Raw genomic sequence first — 22,256 nt, 5'->3', positions numbered from 1 at the left:
TGTGACCGTCTGTGTGTGCGAACACAAAAAAAGCCCGCCGGAGGCGGGCCTCGATCGGCCCACTCCCGGCGGGGGCAGGGCCTGGGGCAGGAGCGGGGGCCGGTGGCCCCGCTGGGGTGGGGTCAGTAGGTCTCGACGTGCCAGCGATCGGCCTTCTTGAGCTGGGGACGCAGTTCGCTCCAGTCGATGCCCTTGGCGGCGGCGGCGGCGGTCATCGCCTCGTCGATGCCGGGCTCCATGCCCCGCAGACCGCACATGTACACGTGGGTCTTGGGGTCCTCGATCATCGAGAAGATCTCGTCGGCGTTCTCCAGCACCCGGTCCTGGATGTACATGCGTCCGCCCTTGGCGTTCTTCTGCTCACGGCTGATCGCCTTGGTGTAGCGGAAGTTGTCGGGGAACTGGCTCTGGTAGTGCTCGAAGTCGGCGTCGTAGAGCAGGTTGGGGGTGGTGGGCACCCCCATGATCAGCCAGGCCTTGCCGCGGAAGGTCCAGCCGTTCTTCTCGCGCTCGGCGGGCTCGAACATGCGACGCAGGTAGGCCCGCATCGGCGCGATGCCGGTGCCGGTGGCCAGCATGATCACGTTGGCCTCCTCGTCATCGGGGAGCAGCATCTCCTTGCCCACCGGGCCGGTGATCTTCACCTTGGCGCCGGGCTCGATGTCGCACAGGAAGGTGGAGCACACGCCGTTGATGGTCTCGCCGTCCTTCTCGTACTGCAGCTGGCGCACGCACAGCGACACGGTGTGGCCGACCATGTTGTCGCCGTGGCGGGTGCTGGCGATCGAATAGAGGCGCAGCTTGTGGGGTTTGCCGTTGGCATCGGTGCCGTCGGGGATGATGCCGATGCTCTGGCCCTCCACGTAGTGAAGCTGGGGATCACCGCCGGCCAGGTCGAAGGTGATGTGGTTCACCCGGCCGATGGCACCCTCCGCCAGGAGGCTGTAGTTCTCGGTGACGGTTCCGATGAACGGATCCTTGGGCTTGTAGAGGTTGACCGGAACGGCGGCGTGGGACACAGCGGCTGGTTTCGATGGAGCGGTGGGGGCTGGGGCTGCGGCCGGAGTGGCCTGGGCTTCGGACGGCGCGGAGGAGGGCGCTTCCGGCAGCGTCCCGGCGACATCCACGGCTTTGATGCGACCGCCCTGACGGGCGATGGTCCGCATCGTGCTCTGGAGCTGGGCGAAGGGAACGGTGAAACGACGCTCAGCCTGACGTTGCCGGCCGATCCCGAAGGATTCGACCACCACGGTGACCATGCGGCTGTCGGACTGAGAAGCGCTGCCCGTTGAAACACGCATGATGGCTGGGTCCCTGGCAAAAATCCGGCTGATCATAGGAAACACACCAAGTCGTCGATCCCGGCCGGATCCGCTTAGGTTTGTGCCCCAGCACACACAGCACCCGTTGGCGCAGCTCCTTGCATCGCCCTCCGTTGCCCAGGTCCCGGCCCCTGCCCAGGTCCCGTCTGCTGAGACCAGTCCCTCCAAGACCAGTCAGCCCGTGCCGATGACCGCGCTCCCCGGCAGTTGCAGTCTCGACACCATCCAGCAGGAGATGGAGCGCCTCGAGCAGGGGGCCCGGCGCCTGGCGGTGCAGTTGCGCCTGGCCCTGGAGCCCGACTGGATCTGGGGTGTGCTCACCGACTACCCCAACCTCAGCCGCTTCATCCCGAACCTGGCCAGCTCGCGGCAGCTCTGGCGCCGCGGCAACCGCGTCTGCCTCGAGCAGGTGGGCACCCAGCAGTTCTGCGGCATGCGCTTCACCGCCACCGTGGAACTGGAACTGGTGGAGGACCGGGAGGCCGGCGAACTCCGTTTCGCGATGAACCGCGGTGATTTCCGCCGCTTCGAGGGGGTGTGGCGGATCGGCCAGGACGCCGGGGTGAGCATCCTGCTCTATGAGCTGATCGTGCAGGGGCGTCCCGGGATGCCGATCGGACTGATCGAGCAGCGTCTGCGTACCGATCTGGCCAACAATCTGCGCGGCGTGCAGATGGAGGCGATGCGGCGGGCCGGCCTGGCCTGACTGCGCCTCTTCGGCGTCACCCTTGGATCCCGCCGGAAACGCCATGGGCCGCCATGGCTGTGGCAACGGAACCCGTTGAGCGACTCCCCGGTCGAGCTATTCCCCAGTCGGGCTAATCCCCGGTGGTGCTATTCCCCGGTCGAGACAGTCCGCGACCCTGCACCAAACCTCTCTTTCACAACTTCAGCTCTGCTTCCCGAGCCCTACGTCCGGGACGCGACAAATCTGCATCGGATCGGCAAGAACAACGGGTGTTGAACGATGCATGCAACAGGTTTTCAGACGTCGTACACAGATCCTGAACGGCTCGCCTGAGCAGGTCTTCAGGCGCACCGTTCTGCATACCCCCAAGGGGATTCGAACCCCTGTCGCCTCCGTGAAAGGGAGGTGTCCTAGGCCTCTAGACGATGGGGGCGAGGCCACAGCAGGAGGGGCGTCAGAACTGGTTTCTGAGCCTTTGTGCTGATGGGAGGAAACTACGGGCCAGGGTGACCCTTCGTCAAGGCGGACTGGCCCTGGCCGCTCCACACCGGCACGGTCACATGAAAGCAGGCCCCCTCGCCCGGTTCGGACACCACCCAGATGCGCCCGCCATGCACCTCGGCAATCCGGCGGCACACGGAGAGCCCCACCCCGTAGCCCGAGGTGGTGTCGGCTGTCTGGGGCAGACGCACCCGCTCCAGGAAGATCCGCTGCTGCTGCTCCGCCGGTATCCCGGGACCGCTGTCCCCCACGCTGAGCTGCACCCACTGGTCGGTGCGGTGCAGCAGGGTGAGCGTCACCTCTCCCCTCTCGGGGGTGTACTTGAAGGCGTTCTCCAGCAGGTTGAGCAGCACCTGACGCAGCCGCCGCTCGTCGCCGTACACGTCCGGCAGGTCGGCGGGGATGTCGGTGATCAGCCGCAGCGAGCGGCCCACCCAGAGTTTCTCGAGTTCGAGGATCGCCTCGGCGGCCAGCTTGCCGAGGCTGAGCCGCTTGGGATTGAACAGGGCCTCCCAGCGGGTGGTGCCCACCTCCAGGAGGTCCTTGGAGAGCTCTTCGATGTCATCGAGGCGGCGCCCCACCACCTCCTGGTAGCGGCGCTCGTCGATCTGCCCGAGCCGGTGACTCTGGAGGGCCAGCTTGGCGGCGGTGAGCGGCGTACGCAGCTCGTGGGCCACCATGCGCAGCAGCCGTTCCTGCACCCCGATCCGCTCGATCAGGGCTTCGTTCTCCTGCCGCAGCACCAGCAGCTGGTCCTCCAGCTGCAGCTCGCGCCTGGAGTGGTGGGCCTCCATGTCGATGGTCTCGGCCTGGATCCCCAGGTCGTTCACCACGGCAAGCTGCTGCCAGCGCGGCAACCAGTTCTGCAGCCGCTGGCTGATCGGGCTGCCGGCGAACACCTGCTTGGGAGCGGGGGCGAGTTTCACCAGGGCCGGGGTCGCCAGCAGCCGGTGCAGCTCCAGCAGCTCCGGCTGGCGGCGCGGATCGGCCACTTCCAGGGTCACCTCGAAGCCCAGGTCGTCCCGTTTGAGCAACTGCAGCAGGGTGCGCAGATCCTGCCCGGCCAGCTGCTGGCGTGTCGCCACGAGGAGCAGGCGCAGCGCCTGGCGCTCACCGCCTGGCGCGCTCGTTGGCGAAGGGGTCTGGCTCACGCCGCAAGGCTATGGGGTCTGGGCAGTTCCGGCCCGTCCTGGCTATGAGGTGGGGGAGTCTCCTGCCCGGGCCCGCCAGCCTGTGATGGATCCGCGGCTCCGATCCCTGTCCCGGGCCCCCGATTCCATGTCCAGTGCTGTCTCCAGCCGCATCCAGCTCGACAGCAACCTGCGCCGCTGGTTTTCCCGCAACCTCGGGCTCTGGCGTTCGCGCCGCCTCTTCTACTTCGCCGACGGGGACACCCTGCAGGTGGACATGCTGCTGCGGGTGGAAGCCTTCTCAGAGCCGATCGAGGGTGAAGCGGCCTACCGCTTCACCTGGTGGCCGGAGCAGGACGGTGAGGTCTTCCCACGCAAGCCGGGCTTTGCGGCCAGCGGCACGATGGAGGCCTATCTGTGCGGTCACCAGTTGCGCCGCAGCCGCGGCTACCTCTGCGGCAGCCCCACCGAGAGCCAGATCCGCCAGGTGGATGAGCACGAGCTGATCTTCGAATCCCACGACCAGGAGTGGGCCATCCTCGAGCACATCCGTCTGGTGGATCAGGACCGCTACCGCGCCCGCTCGATCTATTCCTGGAAGGACGGGGATCTGGAGCTGGCCGAAACCCACCACGAGCTGCGGCTGGAGGCCGCCGGGGAGTCGCTCGCCAGCTGAGAGGGCCACTCGGCAGCGGTGGTGCAGCATGGACCGGTGCTCCCTGTGGCGTGGCTGTGCGAATCCGTTCCCGCTCCTGGTGGCTGGCCTCTCTGCTGGTGCTTCCCCTGCTGTGCGCCGGCCTGCCCGCCCTGGCGGCGACGCCGTCCTCCGCCCCCGCCGCCGCTGCGGCCAAGGAGGCCGACATGGCCCTCTATTCCCGCATCGCGGCCGTGAACGTGTGCATCTCCCGCGCCGCCGGCATCGCCTTCGACACGGCGGTGGGGGTGGCGGGCGAAACCATGGCCCAGGTGATCGAGCACCAGCACGGGGGCGTGATCGAGCAGGTGGGCCGTGAGCCCCTGGCCCTGGATGCCCTGCGCAAGGGATCGATCAACTCCGCGGTTCTCGGGGCGGCCGAGGTGTGTCCCGAGGAGGTGCCCGAAGGGGTGAGGAAGGAGGTGGAGGCGGCGCTGCAGCGCTCCGGTGGCGCCGAGGCGATCCCGCCCCCGCCCCAGCCCGGCCCCGTCCCGAAAGCCGCCGCCACGCCGACCCGCTGACACCCCCCCGGGCTGGGTGGGGTCTCCCCCGCCCGAGCCTCCTTCCTTCCACCCACCCCCTGCCATGCCCACGGTGCGTCTTGCCGACTACCGCCCTGCGGTCTGCCTGATCAACCGCACCGACCTCACCGTGCGGCTGTTCGACGACCACGCCGAAGTGGAGGCGCAGCTGGCCTTCGAACCCAATCCAGCCGCGTCGCCTGGGCCCCTGGAACTCAGGGGACTCGATCTCACCCTGCTGGAACTGCGCCTCGATGGCGAGGAGCTCGCCCCGGACGCCTACCGCCTCAGCGATGACGGCCTGGTGATCGCAGCGCCGCCGCGGCGACCGTTTCTGCTCCAGAGCCGGGTGCGGATCCACCCCCACACCAACACCACCCTGGAGGGGCTCTACGAGAGCGGCGGGATGCTCGCCACCCAGTGCGAGGCCGAGGGGTTTCGCCGCATCACCTTCCACCCGGACCGGCCCGACCTGCTCAGCCGTTTCCGGGTGCGGATCGAGGCCGATCAGCAGACCTGCCCGGTGCTCCTCTCCAACGGCAACTGCGTGGACACCGGCCTGCTGAGCGGGGAGGACGGCGCGCCGCCGCGCCACTACGCCGTCTGGGACGACCCCTTCCCCAAGCCCTCCTACCTCTTCGCCCTCGTGGCCGGCCGGCTCGAGGAGGTGCAGGACACCTTCACCACCGCCAGCGGCCGCCCCGTGCGGCTGCGGCTGCACGTGGAGCCCGGCGATGCGCCCTACACGGCCCACGCCATGGCGTCGCTGCAGCGGGCCATGCGCTGGGATGAACAGCGGTACGGGCTCGAATACGACCTCGAGGAGTTCAACATCGTGGCGGTGCGCCACTTCAACATGGGTGCGATGGAGAACAAGAGCCTCAACATCTTCAACTCCAAGCTGGTGCTGGCCGATGCGGAAACAGCCACCGACGCCGAGCTCGAGAGAATTGAAAGTGTGGTGGCCCATGAATACTTCCACAACTGGACCGGCAACCGCATCACCTGCCGCGACTGGTTCCAGCTCTCCCTCAAGGAGGGACTCACGGTGTTCAGGGATCAGAGTTTCAGCGCCGATCTCCATGGCCTGGCGCTCAACCGGATCGAAAACGTCGCGGTATTGCGCAACACCCAGTTCCGGGAGGATGCCGGCCCGACGGCCCACCCCGTGCAGCCCGATGCCTACCAGGCCATCGACAACTTTTACACCACCACCATCTATGAAAAAGGGTCCGAGCTGATCCGCATGCTCCACACCCTGCTGGGTGAGGATACGTTCATGGAGGGCATGGCCCTCTACGTGCGCCGCCATGACGGCAGCGCCGCCACCTGCGACGACTTCGTGCAGGCCATGCAGGACGCGGCCGAGGCCGCCTGGGCGCGGGAGGGTGTGGTTCCGGCCCCCTTCGAGTTCGCCCAGTTCCGCCGCTGGTACCACCAGGCCGGCACCCCCGTGCTGACCATCCATCGCCATTGGGATGGCACCGCCGGAGTGCTGGAGCTCACGGTGGAGCAGCACACGCCGCCCACCCCGGGCCAGCCCGAGAAGCAGCCCCTGGTGATCCCCCTGGCCCTGGGACTGGTCGATCAGGCCGGCCAGGCCCTGCCCGTGCAGCTGGAGGGGGAGCAGCCCGAGACCGCCGCCGCCGAGCGCAATGGGGCCTGGGGCGCCCACACCCGGTTGCTGGTGATCGACCAGCCCCGCCAGCAGCTGCGGCTGGTGGGCCTGCCGCCCCAGGCCCACCCTCCGGCCCTCTCCCTGCTGCGGCAGTTCTCGGCGCCGGTGAAGCTGGAGATGGGGCGCACCACCGCCGAGCTGGTGCATCTGCTGGCCCACGACAGCGAGGCCTTCGCCCGCTGGGATGCGGCCCAGGGGCTGGTGGGGCAGGCGGTGCAGGCCCGGGCCGCCGGCCATGCCAACGAGGAACTGGAGGAGCTGCTCATCGCCGCCTTCGGCCGCATCCTGGCCGACCCCCTGCTGTCGGAGGGCAGCCGCGCCGCCCTGCTCTCCCTGCCCGGTCTGGCGGAACTGGAGGATGCCAGCGACCAGCCCGATCCGCCGGCCCTGTTCGCCGCCCTGCTCGCCCTGCAGCGCCGGTTCGGCGAGGCCCTGGCCGAGCCGCTCCAGGCCTCGCTGGAGCGCTGCCGGCCCGCCTGGCCCCTGGCCTGGCCCGAGGGCAGCGGCGCCCGCCGGCTCACCGGCACCATCTGGGCCTGGCGCGCCGCCGCCGGCGATCCCGCCGTGATCCAGGCGGCCCGCGAGGCGGTGGACGGCGGCTCGATGACCCTGGCCCGGGCCGGCCTGCGGGCGCTGCAGTGCCTGCCCATCGCCGCCCGCCAGGAGGCGGTGGACGCCTTCTACCGGCGCTGGCAGGAGAAACCGGTGATCCTGGATGCCTGGTTCGCCCTGGAGGCCTCCGCCCCCTTCCCCGATGGGCTGGAGCGGGTGGAGCGCCTGCTGCACCATCCCCGCTTCGATCCGGCCGCCCCCAACTCGGTGCGCGCCGTGCTGGGGGGGCTGGCGGGCAATCCGCCGGTGTTCCACGCCATCGATGGCGCCGGCTACCGCTTCATGGCCCACCAGATCGCCGCCCTCGATCAGCGCAACCCGATCACCGCCTCCCGCATGGCCAAGGTGTTCAGCCGCTGGCAGAGCTACGGCCCTGAGCGGCGCGAGCGCATGCGCCAGGCGCTCACCGCCCTGGCCTCCGGCACGCTCTCCACCAACACCCGCGAGGTGGTGGAGCAGTGCCTCGCCACCGAGCTCAGTGCCTCCGGGCTCAGCGCCGCCGCCCGTTGACCTCCTGGTGCAGACGGCGGAAGGCGGCCTTGCGGGCGGCGGCGCCTTCGGGGCCGGCGTGCTCGCCCCAGAGCCCCTCCCAGTAGAAATAGATCACCCCGTGGCCGCGGCTGGTGGCCAGCTTCACCTTCTCGCGGATGGTGGCCATGGCCGGGGTGCGCCCCCCGAAGCCCGCCAGGATGCCGATCTCCACGGGCATCCCCCACTCCTTGGCCTTCACCAGGGCCGGCTGGTCGAGGTCCTTGGCGAAGCCCTTCACCGAGTAGGCGTAGTTCTGCACGATCAGATCGTCCACCAGCTCCCCCACGGACCACAGCTCCCAGTCCTGGAGCCAGTGGTTGTAGGCGAAGCGGAACGGCCCCGGTGAGAGGCTGATCACCCGCTCCGGCCGCCGCGTGCCCCCGGGGCCGATGCGCCGGTTGCGCTCCGCATCGAGCTGCCGCAGGCGCTGCCGCAGTTCCCTCAGCAGGCTGGTGAGCTTCTGGCGCCGCCACTTCATCCAGTAGCGATCGGTGTGGTTGGCGGGGGGTTCCCGGCCGGTCTCGGCGCGGTAGAGCGCGCGGGTGTAGGGGTCGTAGCCCAGCTCCACCGGCCAGGCGAAGTGGTCATCCAGCTGGATGCCATCCACGTCGCAGCGCTTCACCACCTCCTCCACCAAGCCGATGAAGCGAGCCCGCACCTCCGGATGGGCGGGGTTCAGCCAGGCCATCGTGGTGCCGTGCATGGGGTAGGCGGTGCTGCCGTCGCGGCGCTGCAGCACCCACTCGGGCTTTTCACGCACCACGGCGGCGCTGCCCGGCTCCATCAGCCCGTACTCGAACCAGGGGATCACCTCCAGGCCACGGCGCTGGGCGCTGCGGGTGAGACGGCAGATCGGATCCAGATTGGGATCGGCCTTGATCAGGGCCGCCTCCATCGGCGCATGCCGGGAGCGGTGGAACGTGGTGCCCCGGCTCCACACGTTGGGGTAGAGGGTGGTGAAGCCGCTTTCGGCCAGTTCGGCCACCGCCGTTTCGATGCGCCGCGGGTCGTAGTACAGCGGACTCGGACTGTTGGTGAGCCACACGCCGATGCGGCGGGGCTGGGGGGTGCGGGGACGCGCCGCCGCCAGGCCCGGCAGGCTCACGGCCGCCACCAGGAGCAGGTTGAGGCTCAGCGGCAGCAGGGCCTTGAGCCGGCTGAAGCGCTTCAGGGGCGGCAGGTTGGCCGAGGCTGGCCCGCCGCCGTTCCGCCGCTTGGCCGTCAGAGCACCCTGCAGCGGAGCCGTCAGCGGTCCAGTCAGCGGACGAGTCAGCGGAACATCGAGCTCACGGAGCTTTCCTCGTGGATCCGCCAAATCGCCTCCCCCAGCATGTTGGCTACCGATAGCACCCGCAGCTGGGGGAAGCGGCGCTCCTCGGCCAGCGGGATGCTGTTGGTCACCACCACCTCCTCGAACAGGCCGGGCTCGGAGAGCCGCTCGGTGGCCGGCGGCGAGAACACGGCGTGGGTGGCGCAGCAGAGCACCCGGGCGGCCCCGCTGCGGCGCAGCAGCCGGGCGCCCTGGCAGATGGTGCCGCCGGTGTCGATCATGTCGTCGATCAGGATGGCGGTCTTGCCGGCCACATCGCCGATCACCGTGAGGCTCTCGGCCACGTTGTGGGCCGCGCGGCGCTTGTCGATGATCGCCAGGGGGGCATCGTGCATCTGCTTGGCGAAGGCCCGGGCCCGGGCCACACCGCCCACATCCGGTGACACCACCACCACCTCGCCCAGGTTCCGGGTCTGGAGATAGTCCACCAGCACGGGCGATCCGTAGATGTGGTCGCAGGGGATGTCGAAGTAGCCCTGGATCTGGGAGGAGTGCAGGTCCATGGCCAGCACCCGGTCCACCCCGCTCATGGTGAGCAGGTTGGCCACCAGCTTGGCGGTGATCGATTCGCGCCCGGCGGTCTTGCGGTCGGCCCTGGCATAGCCGTAGTAGGGGATCACGGCGGTGACCTGCCGGGCCGAGGCCCGTTTGCAGGCATCCACCATGATCAGCAGCTCCATCAGGTGGTCGTTCACCGGCGCGCAGGTGGGCTGCACCAGGAACACATCACAGCCGCGGATGGATTCCTGGATCTGGATGTAGGTTTCTCCGTCGGCAAAGCGCTTGATCACCCGGGGGCCGTCCGGCACGCCCAGATAGGCGCCGATCTCCCGGGACAGCTCCTGGTTGGAGGTGCCGCTGAACAGCCTCAGCCGGCGGGTGTCGTGGGGCGTTTCCGACGCTGCGCGCTCCTGAGCCAGCCGATCAGCGGTGAGGAAACTGGTCACGGCGAGCGCAGACGCGTCGGCTGAACTCCGATGGTAGAAGCGAGCCCGCCCGCTGGAGTGCAAACAACGATGACGGTTTCCGGAGTGCTGCCGGCCAGCCTGGTGCTCCTGGCCGCCGGCCCGCCCGAGCCCCAGCGGCGATTGCTGGAGGCGGCGGCGCCGGCGCTGGCCGCGGCCCTGGGCCTGGAGCTGGCTGCGGCGCTCGACCCCGCAGTGCCGGTGCCGCAGCTGATGGCTCTGCACCGGCAGGTCCCTGCCCCGGGGGCGCCGCCGCAGCTGGTGCCGCTGCCCGTGGATCCCGGCCGCACCCTGGCGGACGGCAGCTGCTGGGCCGAGGCGGTGGGGGCCTGGCGGCAGCCGGCCCTGCTGCTGCTGGATGCCGACCAGCAGGAGAGCGGCCTGCCTGCGGCGATGACCGCCCTGCTGCGCCAGGCGGCCGTGCCGCTGGTGGGCCTGGTGCAGTGGGGACTGCCCTGGCAGGGGGGCCTGCGCCGCCGCGACGGTCTGCCCTGGCTGGGGGTGCTCCCGGCCGCTGGTGAGGATGGTGAACACCTGGCCCTCGCCCTGCCGGCGGCCCTGAAGCTGGGGTGCGCCCAGCTGCGGGCCGCGGGCTGGGAGGCGCCCTAGGAGCCCGCCGGCGCCGCCGGGCCGGAGGGCTCGGGCCACAGCGGCCTGGGGGCGGATTTGGCCAGCTCCCGCAGGTCGGCGCCGGCCGGAGCGTCCCGGGGGGGTTCCAGCGGCACCACCGCGAAGGCCACGGCCTGGTCGGGCTTGAGCACGGCGGCCATCAGGCTCAGCACCTCGGTGGGGGTGAGGTTGCTCTGCACCTGGCCCCGCAGCTTCTGCACCAGCGGAGGGAGCATCTCCACCCGGCTGCTCTGGCTGAGCTCATTGAGCAGGCTGCGGATCACCGCCTCCTGGCTGCTCAGCCGGCTCTGCAGGGGGCTGTCGGGGCTGCGGTAGCGCAGCAGGTGCTCCACCTGGGTGCCCTTGAGCCGCTGCAGGCCGCTCTGGATGTCGATCGTGAGGCCCTGCCGCTTGTCGCGGTATTTCATCGTGGCGTTGGGATTCACCTCCAGCGAGCCCAGTTCGTCCACCAGGGAGCGCAGCGCGCCCCGGCTCAGCACCAGATAGCGATGGGGCTCCTGGCGCGGCAGGCCCACCAGCTCCCGGGCCGCATCGGCCGTGAGGGCAGCGCCCCCGGTGCGGTAGAGGCTGCCGAGCGACTGCAGCCCCGGTCTGCCCGGCAGCTTCACCGCCAGGCTCGGAGGCAGGGCCAGCACCTGCAGGGGCCCGCCCGGATTGACCCGCAGCAGCAGCAGGGCATCGGCGTTGGCCGGCCCGGGCGGTGCCGCCTTGTTGGTGGCCTGGCCGAGCTGATCCGCATCCACCCCGATCACCAGCACGGTGATGGGCCGGTTCGGGGGCTTGGCCAGATCACTCACGCTCCTGTCGCCCTGGTTCTCCAGGCCGGGGTCGGGCTTGGGCCAGATCAGGCCCAGCAGGCTGAGCCCGCCCACCATCCCGGCCGCCACCAGAGCCAGCCTCAGCAGCACCCTGGCGTTGGAGCTCCTGCTCCGGCTCCGCCGCGCCGGAGCGGCCGTGCCGCCTGGGGCGGCGGAGCTGCGGGGAGAGGGAGTCGCAGGGCGGGGGGGCATCGGGATCGCTGGGCGCCCGTTCATGACAGGGCCACCACTTTGACCCACACCCCGGTGGGGAGCACCCGATAGGTTGTGGACCAGTGATAGGCCTTCCCTTGCCGGCCGCCCCCACCCCACCCCCTGCCGGCCAGGTCGCGGCTCCCCACGAGCGAGCCCGTCCCCTCGCCAAAGGGAGCGTGTACCCCGCCAAGGACCTCTGCAGCCAGTGCGGCCTCTGCGACAGCCGCTGGGTGGCCTACGTGAGGCAGAGCTGCGCCTTCCTGCATCAGCGCTTCGAGGCGATGGAGGCGGCCGCCCACGGCCGCAGCCGTGACCTCGACAACGAGGACGAGCTCTACTTCGGCGTGCACCAGCGGATGGTCACCGCCCGCCTGGCGCGGCCGCTCGAGGGTGCCCAGTGGACCGGCATCGTGAGCCGCATCGGCGTGCGGGCCCTCGAGACGGGCCTGGTGGATGCGGTGCTCTGCGTGGGGCAGAGCGAGCACGACCGATTCACCCCCGTGCCCCGGCTGGCGCGCACGCCGGAGGAGGTGCTCAGCGCCCGGGTGAACAAGCCCACCCTCTCCCCCAACCTCGAGGTGCTGGAGCAGCTGCCGGGCAGCGGCATCCGCCGGCTGCTGGCGATCGGCGTGGGCTGCCAGATCCAGGCCCTGCGGGCGGTGCAGCCCACCCTCCCCCTCGATGCCCTCTACGTGCTCGGCCTCCCCTGCGTGGACAACGTCTCCCGGGCCGGCCTGCAGACCTTCCTGGAGAGCACGGTGAGCTCACCGGAGACCGTGGTGCACTACGAGTTCATGCAGGACTTCCGCATCCACTTCCGCCACAGCGATGGGCGTACCGAGACGGTGCCCTTCTTCGGCCTGGACACGCCGAAGCTCAAGGATGTGTTCGCGCCCAGCTGCCTCAGCTGCTTCGACTACACCAACGCCGGTGCCGACCTGGTGGTGGGCTACATGGGAGCCGAGTTCGGCCGGCAGTGGATCACCGTGCGCAATCCCCTCGGTCAGCAGCTGCTCGATCTGGTGGAGCCGGAGCTGGACGTGGCGCCCGTCACCAGCCGCGGCGACCGCCGCGCCGCCGTGCAGCAGGGCATCGAGGCCTACGACAAGGCCGTGAAGCTGCCCCGCTGGCTGGCGGAGCTGATCGGTGTGTTCGTGCAGCGTTTCGGTCCGAAGGGGCTGGAATACGGCCGCTTCTCGATCGACTCCCACTTCACCCGCAACGCCCTCTGGGTGCGGCGTCACCACCCTGAGAAGGCCGAGGCCCACATCCCGGCCTTCGCCCGCAGGATCGTGAGCCGTTACCGGCTGCCCTCGGCGTGAGTCCACTCCATCCGCCCGCCCGGCGTCGCTGCGGCGTGCTGCTCCATCCCACGGCCCTTCCCGGTCCCGGCCCGTGCGGCACCTTCGGCGCGGCCGCGCGGGACTGGATCGATCTGCTGGCCCGGCACCGCATCGGCCTCTGGCAGCTGCTGCCCCTGGCGCCCACCGACAGCACCGGCTCCCCCTACAGCTCCCCCAGTGGATCGGCCCTCAACCCCTGGCTGCTGGACGGGGACCTGCTGGAGCAGGAGGGATTCCTCAGCAGCGAGGACCTGCAGGCCCTGCCCGACCCCGCCGCCACCGAACGGGTGGACCTGGCGCTGATGCCCCAGCGTGCCGCCGCCCTGGCGGCGGCACTGGCCCGCCGCTGGCCGGAGCAGTCCGCCGAGAGTCAGGCCGCCTTCGCGGCCTGGGCGCACCGCCAGCGCTCCTGGCTGCCCGACCACTGCCGCTTCATGGTGCTGCGGGAGCAGCAGGGCGGCAGGCCCTGGTGGGAATGGCCCAAGCCCCTGGCCCAGCGGCATCGCGACAGCCTGCGGCGGCTGGATCGCGACCTGGCGGGACCGCTGCTCGAGCAGGCGCTGGTGCAGTGGCAGCTGCAGCGTCAGTGGCAGGCCCTGCGCTCCCAGGCCCACCGCTGCGACGTCGATCTGGTGGGCGACCTGCCCTTCTACGTGGCCCACGACAGCACCGATGTGTGGTGCCATCCCGAGCTCTTCTCCCTGCGCCGAGACGGCTCCCTGACGGAGCAGAGCGGCGTTCCCCCCGATTACTTCTCCGAGACCGGCCAGCTCTGGGGCACGCCGGTGTACCGCTGGTCCCGCCACTGGCGCAGCGGCTTCCGCTGGTGGCTGTCCCGCCTGGGCCGTCAGTTAGAGCTCTTCGACCGGCTGCGGCTCGACCACTTCCGGGCGTTGCAGGCCTACTGGAGCGTGCCCGGTGGTGACGCCACCGCCCAGAACGGCTGCTGGCAGCCATCCCCCGGGCGGTTGCTGCTGAGCCTGCTCTGGCTCCGTTGCCGCCTCAAGGGCCAGCTGCGAGAAGGGCGCCTGCCCCTGATCGCCGAGGACCTCGGCGTGATCACCCCCCCGGTGGAGGCCCTGCGCGATCGCTTCGCCCTGCCCGGGATGAAGATCCTCCAGTTCGCCTTCAACGGCGATGACGACAACCCCTACCTGCCGGCCAACATCAACGGCCCCCACTGGGTGGTGTACACCGGCACCCACGACAACGCCACCACCACCGGCTGGTGGGGAGATCTGGGCGATGAGGAGCGGCGGCGGGTGGAACAGGTGCTCGGGGTCACGGTGACCGCGCCCGCCTGGCAGCTGCTGGAGGCCGCCCTGGCCAGCGAGGCCGAACTGGCCGTGGCACCGCTGCAGGACCTGCTGGAACTGGATGACCGGGCCCGTTTCAACACGCCAGGCACCAGCTCAGGCAACTGGACCTGGCGCCTAACCGACCCGATCGCCAGCCTGGACGGTCCGCTCAAGGGGCTGGGCGAGATGGCCGGCCGCCATCAGCGCGGCTGAGCTGCCGGAGGCCGGAAGCTGCCGGGCTCCCCTGCCTCCGGGGCCAGGCTCTGGCCCCGCCACCGCACCGCACCGTCTCCGGTGGGCGCCGGATTCACACGCAGGCTCCACGGGGTGGTGAGGCCGAACTCGAGGCGTCCGCCGCTGGTCTGGAAGCGGGTGCTCTCGCCGTTGCCCCGTTCCAGATTCACCTCCGACACGCCGCCGAGCTGCAGCACCAGGGTTCCTTCCTGACGCGTCACGGGAGTCTGGCTGCTGCCCCCGCCCTGGTCCCCGTCCTGGCCGTCCAGCAGTTTCAGCCCCTGGCCCCGGGCCGCCACCTGCAGGGGACGCAGATCCGGCTCGATGGCCAGCAGGACCTGTCCCGCCTCCGGACGCCGGGTCTGTTCCCCCGGGGGCAGCGGCGCCACAGGGCTCAGCGTCAGCACACCCTCCTGGGCCAGATGCTGCTGCTGCAGGTTAAGGCCGTAGATCAGCCCCAGGGTGAGCAGCCCGTAGAGCACCGTTCCCTGCCAGGTGGTGAACACATCGATCGAGCCTGGCGTGAAGCGGCGCAGCAGGCCCTGGCGCTGACGCCCCGGGCTGGGTGGGGTCGTCTCGGGCAGCACCACCTCCAGGCTGCCGGGGGCCAGGTCGAGGTGGCGCTCGATCAGGGGCAGCATGGTGCGCAGGTAGGTGGCCTCCGGCAGGCGATCGCGCCAGCCCCGCTCCAGCGCCTCCAGCACCGGGGTGCTGATGCGGGTTTCCAGCGCCAGCTGCCGCAGGCTCAGCTGGCGCTCCTCGCGGCGCTGCCGCAGCTGGCGGCCTGCCGCCACCAGGGGATCCACCCCAACGGCGTCATTGTGCGTCGTCTGGCGGCCACGGCCCCAGCGCCAGAACCGGCCGAATCGCGCAGGCAGGGGGGCAGGGGGGCGGCTCAGAGGGGAGGGTCGGCCAGGGCCTGCCATTCTTGGTGATCGAGCGCCCGCCAGCACCCCTCAGCCAGCGACCCCAGGCGCAGAGGACCGATCCCCACCCGCTGCAGATCCAGCACGGGATGGCCCAGAAGGGCTGCCGTGCGGCGGATCTGCCGATTCCTTCCCTCCCCCATCGCCAGTTCCAGCCGGGTGCCGCGCTTGCCCCGCTGCAGCACCCGCACATCCACGGGCTGGCTGGCCACACCGTCGAGAGGCACCCCGGCCGCCCATCGCTCCAGGGTGGTGGCGCTGGGGGTCCCGGAGACCCACACGCGGTAGAGCTTGCGGTGGCCGTAGCGCGGATGGGTGAGGCGCAGGGTGAGATCCCCCTGGTTGGTGAGCAGCAGGGCGCCCCTGCTGTCGGCGTCAAGGCGGCCGATGGGATGCAGCCCCTGGCCCTGGCGCAGCTCGGGGGGCAGCAGATCCAGCACCGTGGGCCTTCCCTGGGGGTCGCTGCAGCTGCAGAGCACCCCCAGGGGCTTGTTGAGCAGCAGCAGCACGGGCCGGGCCGGCCGGTCAAGGGGCCGGCCGTCCACGGCGATGCTGTCACGGTCGGGATCGGCGCTGTCCCCCAGTCGGGCGGCGGCGCCGTTCACTTGAATACGCCCCTGCCGCAGCAGCTCCTCGGCATGGCGTCGCGAACAGACCCCGGCGGCGGCGATCAGTTTCTGCAGGCGCTGGCTGGCCATCGGCCCATGCTGGATCAGCGCCGGAAAAGGGTGATAGGTTTACGAAACAGAACCGTTTCGTAACTCAATCGTCATGCCTTCCCTGCCAGTGGCCGTGACCGCCGATGGCTCCGCCCAGTCCGGGGGTGGCGATCTGGTGCGCAGCTACCTGCGGGACATCGGCCGGGTGCCGCTGCTGACCCACGAGCAGGAGATCACGCTGGGCCGCCAGGTGCAGGAGCTGATGGCGCTGGAGGAGATGGAGCAGGAGCTGACGATGCGGGCTGGGGGAACGGCACCGAGCGCGGCGGAGCTGGCGAAGGCGGCGGGCCTGAGCCCGGCGGTGCTGAAGAAGCGCCTCCAGGCGGGCCGCCGGGCCAAGGAGCGGATGGTGGCGGCGAATCTGCGCTTGGTGGTGAGTGTGGCGAAGAAGTACACCAAGCGGAACATGGAGCTGCTGGACCTGATCCAGGAGGGAACGATCGGTCTGGTGCGGGGCGTGGAGAAGTTCGACCCGACGCGGGGCTACAAGTTCAGTACGTATGCGTACTGGTGGATCCGCCAGGGGATCACGCGGGCGATTGCGGAGAAGAGCCGCACGATCCGTCTGCCGATCCACATCACCGAGACGCTGAACAAGCTGAAGAAGGGCCAGCGCGAACTGAGCCAGGAGCTGGGCCGCACGCCGACGGTGACGGAGCTGGCGGGGTATGTGGAGCTGCCGGAGGAGGAGGTGAAGGACCTGCTGTGCCGCGCGCGTCAGCCGGTGAGTCTGGAGACGAAGGTGGGGGATGGGGAGGACACGGAGCTGCTGGATCTGCTGGCGGGGGATGGGGAGCTGCCGGAGGAGCGTGTGGACGGGGAGTGCCTGAAGGGAGACCTGCGGGCGCTGCTGGAGCAACTGCCGGAGCTGCAGGGGCGGGTGCTGAAGATGCGCTACGGCCTGGATCCCGAGGGTCAGGGCCTCACCGAACCGATGAGCCTCAGCTCCATCGCCAAGAACCTGGGCATGAGCCGCGACAAGACCCGCAATCTCGAGCGCAAGGCCCTCGAGGGAATCCGCTCCCAGTCGCGCCGGCTTGAGGGCTACCTGGTGGCCTGAGTCCCCTCCTGGCCGCTTGCCCATTCTTCGGCGTGCTCCCGCTGCCTGAGGGTGCGGCGTTCTCTCAGGTTGCGGGTGCCGCGGTAACGCCGCTGGCTCCCGTGGCTGTGCCACCAGGCCCGGGCACGTTCGGCATAAAGCTGCCGCCTGAGCTCCGAGGGTGGATGGCTGGCGGAGAGCTCGCCCAGCAGCCCCACCGGCCGCGCGTGTCCTCGGTCGGCGATCAGGGTGCGGAACCCCCTGGCCAGGGCCGCGGGGTCGTAGAGGCTGTCGAGCAGGAGCGCGAAGGCATAGGCGTCGCTCTCGCTCTCGGCCGCCTGGCTGTAGCGCCGGCGCACCAGAATCCCGACCATCTGGTCGGCGAGGCGGCCCAGCAGCACCGTGCGGCTGCGGCGGGCCAGCAATTCGCCCCGTACCAGATCGAAGCCGTGACCGAGCTCCAGGTGGCCGATCTCGTGGGCCAGAACGCCCACCACCTCCGCTTCGCTGCCCATGCCCTGCAGCAGCTCGCGGCACACAAGCACAATCCCGCCGGGCAGCGCCGCGGCGTTGATCGTGCCGCAGGGCCCCACGGCGTAGGCGCGGTAGTGCAGCGGGCGGCGCCGATGGGGTTTCAGGTCCTCCATCAGGGCGTCGAGGTAGGCCTGGTCGGGATCCCCCGCCTGGATGCGGGCGGCGTAGCGGGCGTGGAGCACCGTGCCCAGCTCCCGCTCGTCCAGGGCGTCCACCGGCACCATCCGGCTGGCCAGGCGATCGGCGAGCTGGAAGGGGGTGCCCAGCAGCCGGGCCGCCGGAGCGAGGGATGGCCGCAGCCGCTGGGGCTGGCCCTGCACCAGCAGGGCGATCAGGCCAGCACCTGCTCCCAGCAGGGTCAGCAGCACGGCCAGACGGGGGGACGGCCGCCGCATCACGGTTCGGGCTCCGGGCCGCCGCTCTCGAAGCGGCTGCGGAAACGGTTGTAGAGGGCATTCATCCCCAGCATCAGCAGGCCGACGCCGATGAACACCACCGCGCGGATGCCGAGATTGGCCTGGGCCATGTCGATGGCCACCAGGCGCAGCAGGCAGGCCCCCAGGGCGATCAGGGCCAGCAACCGGAACTTGCCGTCGCGCAGCACCGCGCTCAGCCCGTAGATGACGAAGGCTTCCGCCGTCCACAGCAGGGTGAGCAGGGCACGGTCGTACCGGAGCCAGAGGTAGTAGGCCACCACGGCGAACAGCGGCAGGTAGAGCCAGCGGTGGGGCCGGTGGCTCACCCGTTCACCGATCCAGCGCAGCGGCCCCCAGGCTTCGCAGGCGGCCAGCTCGGCCGGATCCAGCTGCCCGTGGGTGGTGAGGATGAAGCCGACCTGCAGGGCCATCGTCACCAGGGCGATCTGGCCCGGCTGGAGATACCAGGCCATGGCCGGGGACTGCAGCGTGCTCAGCACGGCGAGCAGGGTGCCCAGGCTCAGCCAGTAGAGCAGCACCGCGTAGATCTGCAGCCGCACGGCGAACAGCCGCCGCACCGGGCGGGTGATCAGCAGCAGGGCCAGGGCCGCCCAGGCCGCCGGCCGCCAGAGCACCGCCAGCTCGCTGAGCACGGTGACCACCAGCGTGAGCAGCAGGGCCTCCAGCAGCAGGGGGCGCAGCCGCTGCCACAGTCGCAGTCTGGCCAGGCCGGAACCCGCTGGGATGAACCACCCGTAGAGCAGCACCGCCAGGGCCAGCAGCTCGATGCCGAGGCGGCCGGGCAGGCTGAGGGCACCGAACTGCACCAGGGCGGGGCTCTGGCTGATCAGCAGCACGTAGCCGATCGCGAAGGCGAGGAGGTAGCCCACCCCGCAGAGCAGGGCATGGCGGGCCTGGGCCACCGGCAGCCGGGCCGCCAGCTCGAGGGCAAGCGGTGCCAGCAGCAGCCAGGCCACCGGAGGAATCAGATTCGAGACCGGTGCCAGCAGCAGCCAGCTCGCCAGCCCGGCGCCGATCCCCAGCAGGTCCACCGCCAGCGGGTGGGGCGGCGTGCCATCGGCAACGGCGCGGCGCCGATCTACCAGCCACAGCAGCAGGGCCAGGGCCGCCAGGGGCGCCTGGATCCGCAGCACCGCAGCCGGGGGCCAGGGCTGGAAGCGCAGCAGCCACAGCCAGAGCAGGCCATGCAGGAGGGCCACGCCGCTGGCGCTGGCGGCTGGAAGACCCGCCGGCCGCCAGCGCCCCGCCTGGCCGAGCAGGCTGCCGAAGGCCACCAGACCCCCCACACCCCGCCAGGGGGCCGGCAGGGCCACACCCACCCCAACGGTGGTGAGGGCCGCGGCCTGCCAGGCGAAGGCCTGGGGCAGGGGCTGGGGGATGGCCGCCGCCTGCAGGCGCCACGCCAGCAGGGCCAGCAGCTGGCCGCCCACCACCAGCGTGGCGGCGCGGCTCTGCACCACCTCGGGCCCCTCCAGCCAGGCGAGCCCCGCGCTGAACAGCAGGGCCAGAGCCGTGAGCTGCAGCAAGGTCCAGGCGCATCGACGGGGGCCTGGGCTGTGGCGCAGGAAGAGGCCCTGGATCACGAGCACCAGGGGCAGCAGGTGCGGCAGCAGCGTCCGCCAGGGCCACACATCCGGCGGCAGCATCCACAGCCAGGTGCCCAGCACCAGCACGGCCGTGGCGGCCATGGCACCGGCCAGCAGCCCCGCCGGTCGACGCCAGCGCCCCAGCAGCAGCGTCAGCTGCAGCAGTGCCGTGGCGCCGATCTCGGGCCAGGGTTGCGGCAGGCAGCCGAGGCTGCCCACCAGCAGCAGGGCCGGGGCCAGCCAGCCCATCAGCTGGGGCCCGGGAACCTCCAGCCCCGCCTTCTGGATCGCCAGCTGCACGCCCAGCAGCGCCGTGCCGCCCGCCAGCAGCAGCACGGCATGGCCCACCAGCTCCTGTGGGGCCGGGCCAGGCCCCAGCACCACCAGCGTCTGCAGGATCCACACCCCGCCGCTGAGGGTGAGCAGCACCCAGGCCAGAGCCCGGCAGCCCCCCCGCTGCCGGTCCCACAGCAGCAGGAGCGCCAGCAGCAGGGGGGGCAGCGTCAGCGCCGCCAGGCTCCCGGGCGGCCAGGGAAGCTGGCTCAGCAGCCGGAGCCAGCTCTGGAGATGGAGCACGGTGATGGCGGCCGCCAGCCCCGGCACCACGCCGGCCAGCTGCCAGTGTCGCCCCAGCAGCAGGGCACCAGCCAGCACGGCCACGCTCAGCGGCGGCTGCCAGGCGGAGGGGGCGATCACGCCCGCGCCCAGCCACAGCAGGGTTGCCGCGATCCAGCCCAGGGCCGGTGCGACCGGCAGGGGTTCGGTCCGCAGCCGTCTCTGCATGGCCAGCGCCAGGCCACCGCAGCCCAGCAGCACCCCGCAGTTCTGCAGGCGCAGCACCAGCACAGTCCCCGGATCCCGGCTGGGCACCCCCGAAGCCAGCAGCACCAGGTGATCCCCCAGCGCCACCAGGGCCAGGGCCGCTCCGGCCACCAGGCTCAGCCACCAGCCCAGTTGCCGGATCACCCCGTCGGGATCGCCATGGCTCAGCAGCAGCACGGCCAGGCACTCCAGCAGCACCACCGCTGCCAGCAGGGTGGCGTTGGCCACCCAGGGCCCCAGGCTCAGCAGGGCAGCGAGCACGAAGACCTGGGCCACCAGCGCGTTGCAGCGCCGCAGCCAGGGCAGCTCCGTGCTCCGCGCCCGCCGGCTCAGCAGGGCCATCAGCCCCGCGGCCATGGCCAGGCCCAGCCCCCGCCCGCCGATCTGGGCCGGCTCGAACAGCAGGGCCAGTCCCAGTCCGCCACTGTTCACCAGTTGCACCGCCAGCGGCAACCCCAGGCCGTGCTGGCGTAGCCGCTGGGGGCGCTGCAGCAGCACGGTGCCGCCGGCGAACACCAGGGCAGCGGCCAGGGCCGCCTGGTTGCGCAGGGAGGCGTCCTCCGTCAGCTGGGGCAGGGCGCGAACCACCCAACTGCCGTGGAAGGTGCCGTAGGCCAGGGCCACCAGCAGCCGGTGCCCGTACCAGGGCCGCCCCAGGGGGAGCACCACCCCCACCACGGCCACCAGGCTGGCCACCGCCAGGATCAGGCCGTTCTGGGGGACCAGCGTGAGTGGCAGCAGGCACACCACCACATGCAGACCGGCCACCGTCTGCTGGGCGGTGGTGGTGGCCAGCAGCAGGTTCACCGCCATGGCCAGGCAGAGCAGGGCCAGGCTCTGGGCCGGATCCTCGATCCACTGCATGCCCAGCTGGGGCAGGCCGCCCGCGGCGGTGCAGGCGAACAGCAGCAAGCCACCGCCACCGCTGCGCATCCAGCTGCTGAGCCGATGCCAGCGGGAGCCCGGCCGCGTCAGCAGGGAGGGCAGGGCCAGGGCGGCGGCGATCAGCAGCGTGGCGACGAATCGCTGCCAGGCGTTGAACTGCAGGGCGACGTTGATCGCGCCGAAGGTCACGCCCACCACCACAACCACCACGCCGAGCAGGCCGGTCCAGTTGGCGATCAGCTGCCGTTCCAGCCGCCGCCAGCGGGCTCGCCAGCGGGGAGGCGGCGTTCGGGGCGCGCGGGGGCGATCCGGTGGGGGCGGAGCCATGGCGGCCCGACGCGGGGCTGGGGTGCCCGCCGGCTCGGACCGCCTGGGCGGGGGTGGAGGCGGTGGCGGCGCTGGTTCGACGGGTCGTACGTCCTGTTGCGCCGGTGGGGGGAGCTCCGGCAGGTAGGCCGTCGGTTCTGTCGGTTCGGCAGCGGCGCTGGCCATCGCGCTGGAGCGGGCCGGTCCGCTGCCCCCCGCCGTGAGCTCATCGAGCTTCAGCTCCAGCCGCTCGAAGCGCATCACCAGCGCCGCCAGCGCCGCCTCCTGCCGTTCCAGGCGCTGCTCCAGCCCCCGCAGCGGGCCTTGGCGATCCTCCCCCTGGGCGGCAGGGAAACGGCTTGGGGTCCGGCTTGGGGTCCCGCTTGGCCGTTCCAGCAGCGTGATCAGTCCGACGACGATCGCCAGGCCGACCAGAAGCACCACGAGGGCCACCGGAGCGCCATCCACACTCCCCCTGGGTTAGGTGGCTTCGAAGCCGCCGGCCAGCCTTG

At 71.1% G+C, this 22,256-nt stretch carries 17 protein-coding genes and 1 tRNA gene; 8 read left to right on the top strand and 10 right to left on the bottom strand.

Annotation, left to right across the window (positions count from 1 at the left end; translation table 11 throughout):
* Positions 1 to 122 precede the first annotated feature (122 nt).
* Complete coding sequence (locus tag CPCC7001_RS05465) at positions 123 to 1,301, bottom strand: phycobilisome linker polypeptide (RefSeq protein ID WP_043369601.1); 1,179 nt, start codon at positions 1,299 to 1,301, stop codon at positions 123 to 125.
* A gap of 208 nt (positions 1,302 to 1,509) precedes the next feature.
* Between CPCC7001_RS05465 and CPCC7001_RS05460 the strand changes: the two genes are divergently transcribed.
* A complete protein-coding gene (locus CPCC7001_RS05460; RefSeq protein WP_043368655.1) occupies positions 1,510 to 2,028 on the top strand; it encodes an SRPBCC family protein in 519 nt (172 codons plus the stop codon).
* Positions 2,029 to 2,370: 342 nt separating this feature from the next.
* Here CPCC7001_RS05460 and CPCC7001_RS05455 read toward each other — a convergent pair.
* Together CPCC7001_RS05455 and CPCC7001_RS05450 are read right to left on the bottom strand one after the other, a co-directional pair.
* Positions 2,371 to 2,443, bottom strand: a tRNA-Glu gene (locus tag CPCC7001_RS05455).
* 61 nt (positions 2,444 to 2,504) lie between these two features.
* Positions 2,505 to 3,662 (bottom strand): histidine kinase, encoded by a 1,158-nt coding sequence (locus tag CPCC7001_RS05450; protein ID WP_006910594.1) that lies wholly within the window; start codon positions 3,660 to 3,662, stop codon positions 2,505 to 2,507.
* Between the two features lie 127 nt (positions 3,663 to 3,789).
* Between CPCC7001_RS05450 and CPCC7001_RS05445 the strand changes: the two genes are divergently transcribed.
* The 3 genes from CPCC7001_RS05445 to pepN all read left to right on the top strand — a co-directional run bounded on the left by CPCC7001_RS05445 (position 3,790) and on the right by pepN (position 7,656).
* The gene (locus CPCC7001_RS05445) at positions 3,790 to 4,317 is read left to right on the top strand and encodes a hypothetical protein (RefSeq protein ID WP_225867179.1); all 528 of its coding nucleotides are present in this window, start codon (positions 3,790 to 3,792) and stop codon (positions 4,315 to 4,317) included.
* Positions 4,318 to 4,367: 50 nt separating this feature from the next.
* On the top strand, positions 4,368 to 4,856 hold the full coding sequence (locus CPCC7001_RS05440) for a cAMP phosphodiesterase (RefSeq protein WP_198006456.1): 489 nt from the start codon (positions 4,368 to 4,370) through the stop codon (positions 4,854 to 4,856).
* Between the two features lie 64 nt (positions 4,857 to 4,920).
* Positions 4,921 to 7,656 carry an aminopeptidase N gene (gene pepN, locus CPCC7001_RS05435; RefSeq protein ID WP_006909152.1) on the top strand — a complete coding sequence of 912 codons (2,736 nt, stop codon included), beginning with the start codon at positions 4,921 to 4,923 and terminating at the stop codon, positions 7,654 to 7,656.
* Here the strand turns inward: pepN and CPCC7001_RS05430 are convergent.
* Both CPCC7001_RS05430 and CPCC7001_RS05425 read right to left on the bottom strand, forming a co-directional pair.
* Positions 7,637 to 8,992: a glycoside hydrolase family 10 protein gene (locus tag CPCC7001_RS05430; protein WP_006911047.1), complete on the bottom strand. Its 1,356-nt coding sequence runs from the start codon at positions 8,990 to 8,992 to the stop codon at positions 7,637 to 7,639. The two genes, pepN and CPCC7001_RS05430, sit on opposite strands and share 20 nt — an antisense overlap.
* Positions 8,947 to 9,954 carry a ribose-phosphate pyrophosphokinase gene (locus tag CPCC7001_RS05425; protein WP_006909731.1) on the bottom strand — a complete coding sequence of 336 codons (1,008 nt, stop codon included), beginning with the start codon at positions 9,952 to 9,954 and terminating at the stop codon, positions 8,947 to 8,949. Before CPCC7001_RS05425 ends, CPCC7001_RS05430 begins: the two co-directional genes overlap by 46 nt.
* A gap of 69 nt (positions 9,955 to 10,023) precedes the next feature.
* Here CPCC7001_RS05425 and CPCC7001_RS14000 point away from each other — a divergent pair, with 69 nt between their 5' ends.
* Complete coding sequence (locus CPCC7001_RS14000) at positions 10,024 to 10,581, top strand: hypothetical protein (protein ID WP_156796686.1); 558 nt, start codon at positions 10,024 to 10,026, stop codon at positions 10,579 to 10,581.
* Here the strand turns inward: CPCC7001_RS14000 and CPCC7001_RS05415 are convergent.
* The gene (locus CPCC7001_RS05415) at positions 10,578 to 11,612 is read right to left on the bottom strand and encodes an LCP family protein (protein WP_198006455.1); all 1,035 of its coding nucleotides are present in this window, start codon (positions 11,610 to 11,612) and stop codon (positions 10,578 to 10,580) included. The two genes, CPCC7001_RS14000 and CPCC7001_RS05415, sit on opposite strands and share 4 nt — an antisense overlap.
* A 179-nt stretch (positions 11,613 to 11,791) precedes the next feature.
* On the opposite strand from CPCC7001_RS05415, the gene CPCC7001_RS05410 reads away from it, so the two are divergent.
* Both CPCC7001_RS05410 and malQ read left to right on the top strand, forming a co-directional pair.
* Positions 11,792 to 12,937, top strand: coding sequence for a Coenzyme F420 hydrogenase/dehydrogenase, beta subunit C-terminal domain (locus CPCC7001_RS05410; protein ID WP_006911818.1), 1,146 nt, complete (start codon positions 11,792 to 11,794; stop codon positions 12,935 to 12,937).
* On the top strand, positions 12,934 to 14,469 hold the full coding sequence (gene malQ / locus CPCC7001_RS05405) for a 4-alpha-glucanotransferase (protein WP_050757075.1): 1,536 nt from the start codon (positions 12,934 to 12,936) through the stop codon (positions 14,467 to 14,469). Before CPCC7001_RS05410 ends, malQ begins: the two co-directional genes overlap by 4 nt.
* On the opposite strand, the gene CPCC7001_RS05400 is transcribed toward malQ, so the two are convergent.
* Positions 14,457 to 15,296, bottom strand: a complete 840-nt coding sequence (locus CPCC7001_RS05400) for a helix-turn-helix domain-containing protein (RefSeq protein WP_006910183.1) — start codon at positions 15,294 to 15,296, stop codon at positions 14,457 to 14,459. The two genes, malQ and CPCC7001_RS05400, sit on opposite strands and share 13 nt — an antisense overlap.
* Positions 15,297 to 15,385: 89 nt before the next feature.
* On the bottom strand, positions 15,386 to 16,114 hold the full coding sequence (locus CPCC7001_RS05395; protein WP_006911504.1) for a pseudouridine synthase: 729 nt from the start codon (positions 16,112 to 16,114) through the stop codon (positions 15,386 to 15,388).
* 73 nt (positions 16,115 to 16,187) lie between these two features.
* On the opposite strand from CPCC7001_RS05395, the gene CPCC7001_RS05390 reads away from it, so the two are divergent.
* Positions 16,188 to 17,195 carry an RpoD/SigA family RNA polymerase sigma factor gene (locus CPCC7001_RS05390; protein WP_006911573.1) on the top strand — a complete coding sequence of 336 codons (1,008 nt, stop codon included), beginning with the start codon at positions 16,188 to 16,190 and terminating at the stop codon, positions 17,193 to 17,195.
* Here CPCC7001_RS05390 and CPCC7001_RS05385 read toward each other — a convergent pair.
* Both CPCC7001_RS05385 and CPCC7001_RS05380 read right to left on the bottom strand, forming a co-directional pair.
* Positions 17,180 to 18,103, bottom strand: coding sequence for a M48 family metallopeptidase (locus CPCC7001_RS05385; RefSeq protein WP_043368653.1), 924 nt, complete (start codon positions 18,101 to 18,103; stop codon positions 17,180 to 17,182). The genes CPCC7001_RS05390 and CPCC7001_RS05385 overlap by 16 nt on opposite strands.
* Positions 18,103 to 22,197: a hypothetical protein gene (locus CPCC7001_RS05380; protein ID WP_156796685.1), complete on the bottom strand. Its 4,095-nt coding sequence runs from the start codon at positions 22,195 to 22,197 to the stop codon at positions 18,103 to 18,105. The genes CPCC7001_RS05385 and CPCC7001_RS05380 overlap by 1 nt, the downstream gene beginning before the upstream one ends.
* Between the last annotated feature and the right edge of the window lie 59 nt (positions 22,198 to 22,256).

This window comes from Cyanobium sp. PCC 7001 (assembly GCF_000155635.1).
GTDB lineage: Bacteria > Cyanobacteriota > Cyanobacteriia > PCC-6307 > Cyanobiaceae > NIES-981.
The sequence above is the reverse complement of the archived record's forward strand: the minus strand, read 5'-3'. Positions and strand labels throughout refer to the sequence as shown.

Excerpts from the sequence above, each read along its gene's own strand:
- CPCC7001_RS05395 (WP_006911504.1), bottom strand. The coding sequence starts at position 16,114 with ATGGCCAGCCAGCGCCTGCAGAAACTGATCGCCGCCGCCGGGGTCTGT.
- CPCC7001_RS05465 (WP_043369601.1), bottom strand. The coding sequence starts at position 1,301 with ATGCGTGTTTCAACGGGCAGCGCTTCTCAGTCCGACAGCCGCATGGTC.
- CPCC7001_RS05385 (WP_043368653.1), bottom strand. The coding sequence starts at position 18,103 with ATGCGGCGGCCGTCCCCCCGTCTGGCCGTGCTGCTGACCCTGCTGGGA.
- CPCC7001_RS14000 (WP_156796686.1), top strand. The coding sequence starts at position 10,024 with ATGACGGTTTCCGGAGTGCTGCCGGCCAGCCTGGTGCTCCTGGCCGCC.
- CPCC7001_RS05460 (WP_043368655.1), top strand. The coding sequence starts at position 1,510 with ATGACCGCGCTCCCCGGCAGTTGCAGTCTCGACACCATCCAGCAGGAG.
- CPCC7001_RS05415 (WP_198006455.1), bottom strand. The coding sequence starts at position 11,612 with ATGCCCCCCCGCCCTGCGACTCCCTCTCCCCGCAGCTCCGCCGCCCCA.
- CPCC7001_RS05390 (WP_006911573.1), top strand. The coding sequence starts at position 16,188 with ATGCCTTCCCTGCCAGTGGCCGTGACCGCCGATGGCTCCGCCCAGTCC.
- pepN (WP_006909152.1), top strand. The coding sequence starts at position 4,921 with ATGCCCACGGTGCGTCTTGCCGACTACCGCCCTGCGGTCTGCCTGATC.
- CPCC7001_RS05445 (WP_225867179.1), top strand. The coding sequence starts at position 3,790 with ATGTCCAGTGCTGTCTCCAGCCGCATCCAGCTCGACAGCAACCTGCGC.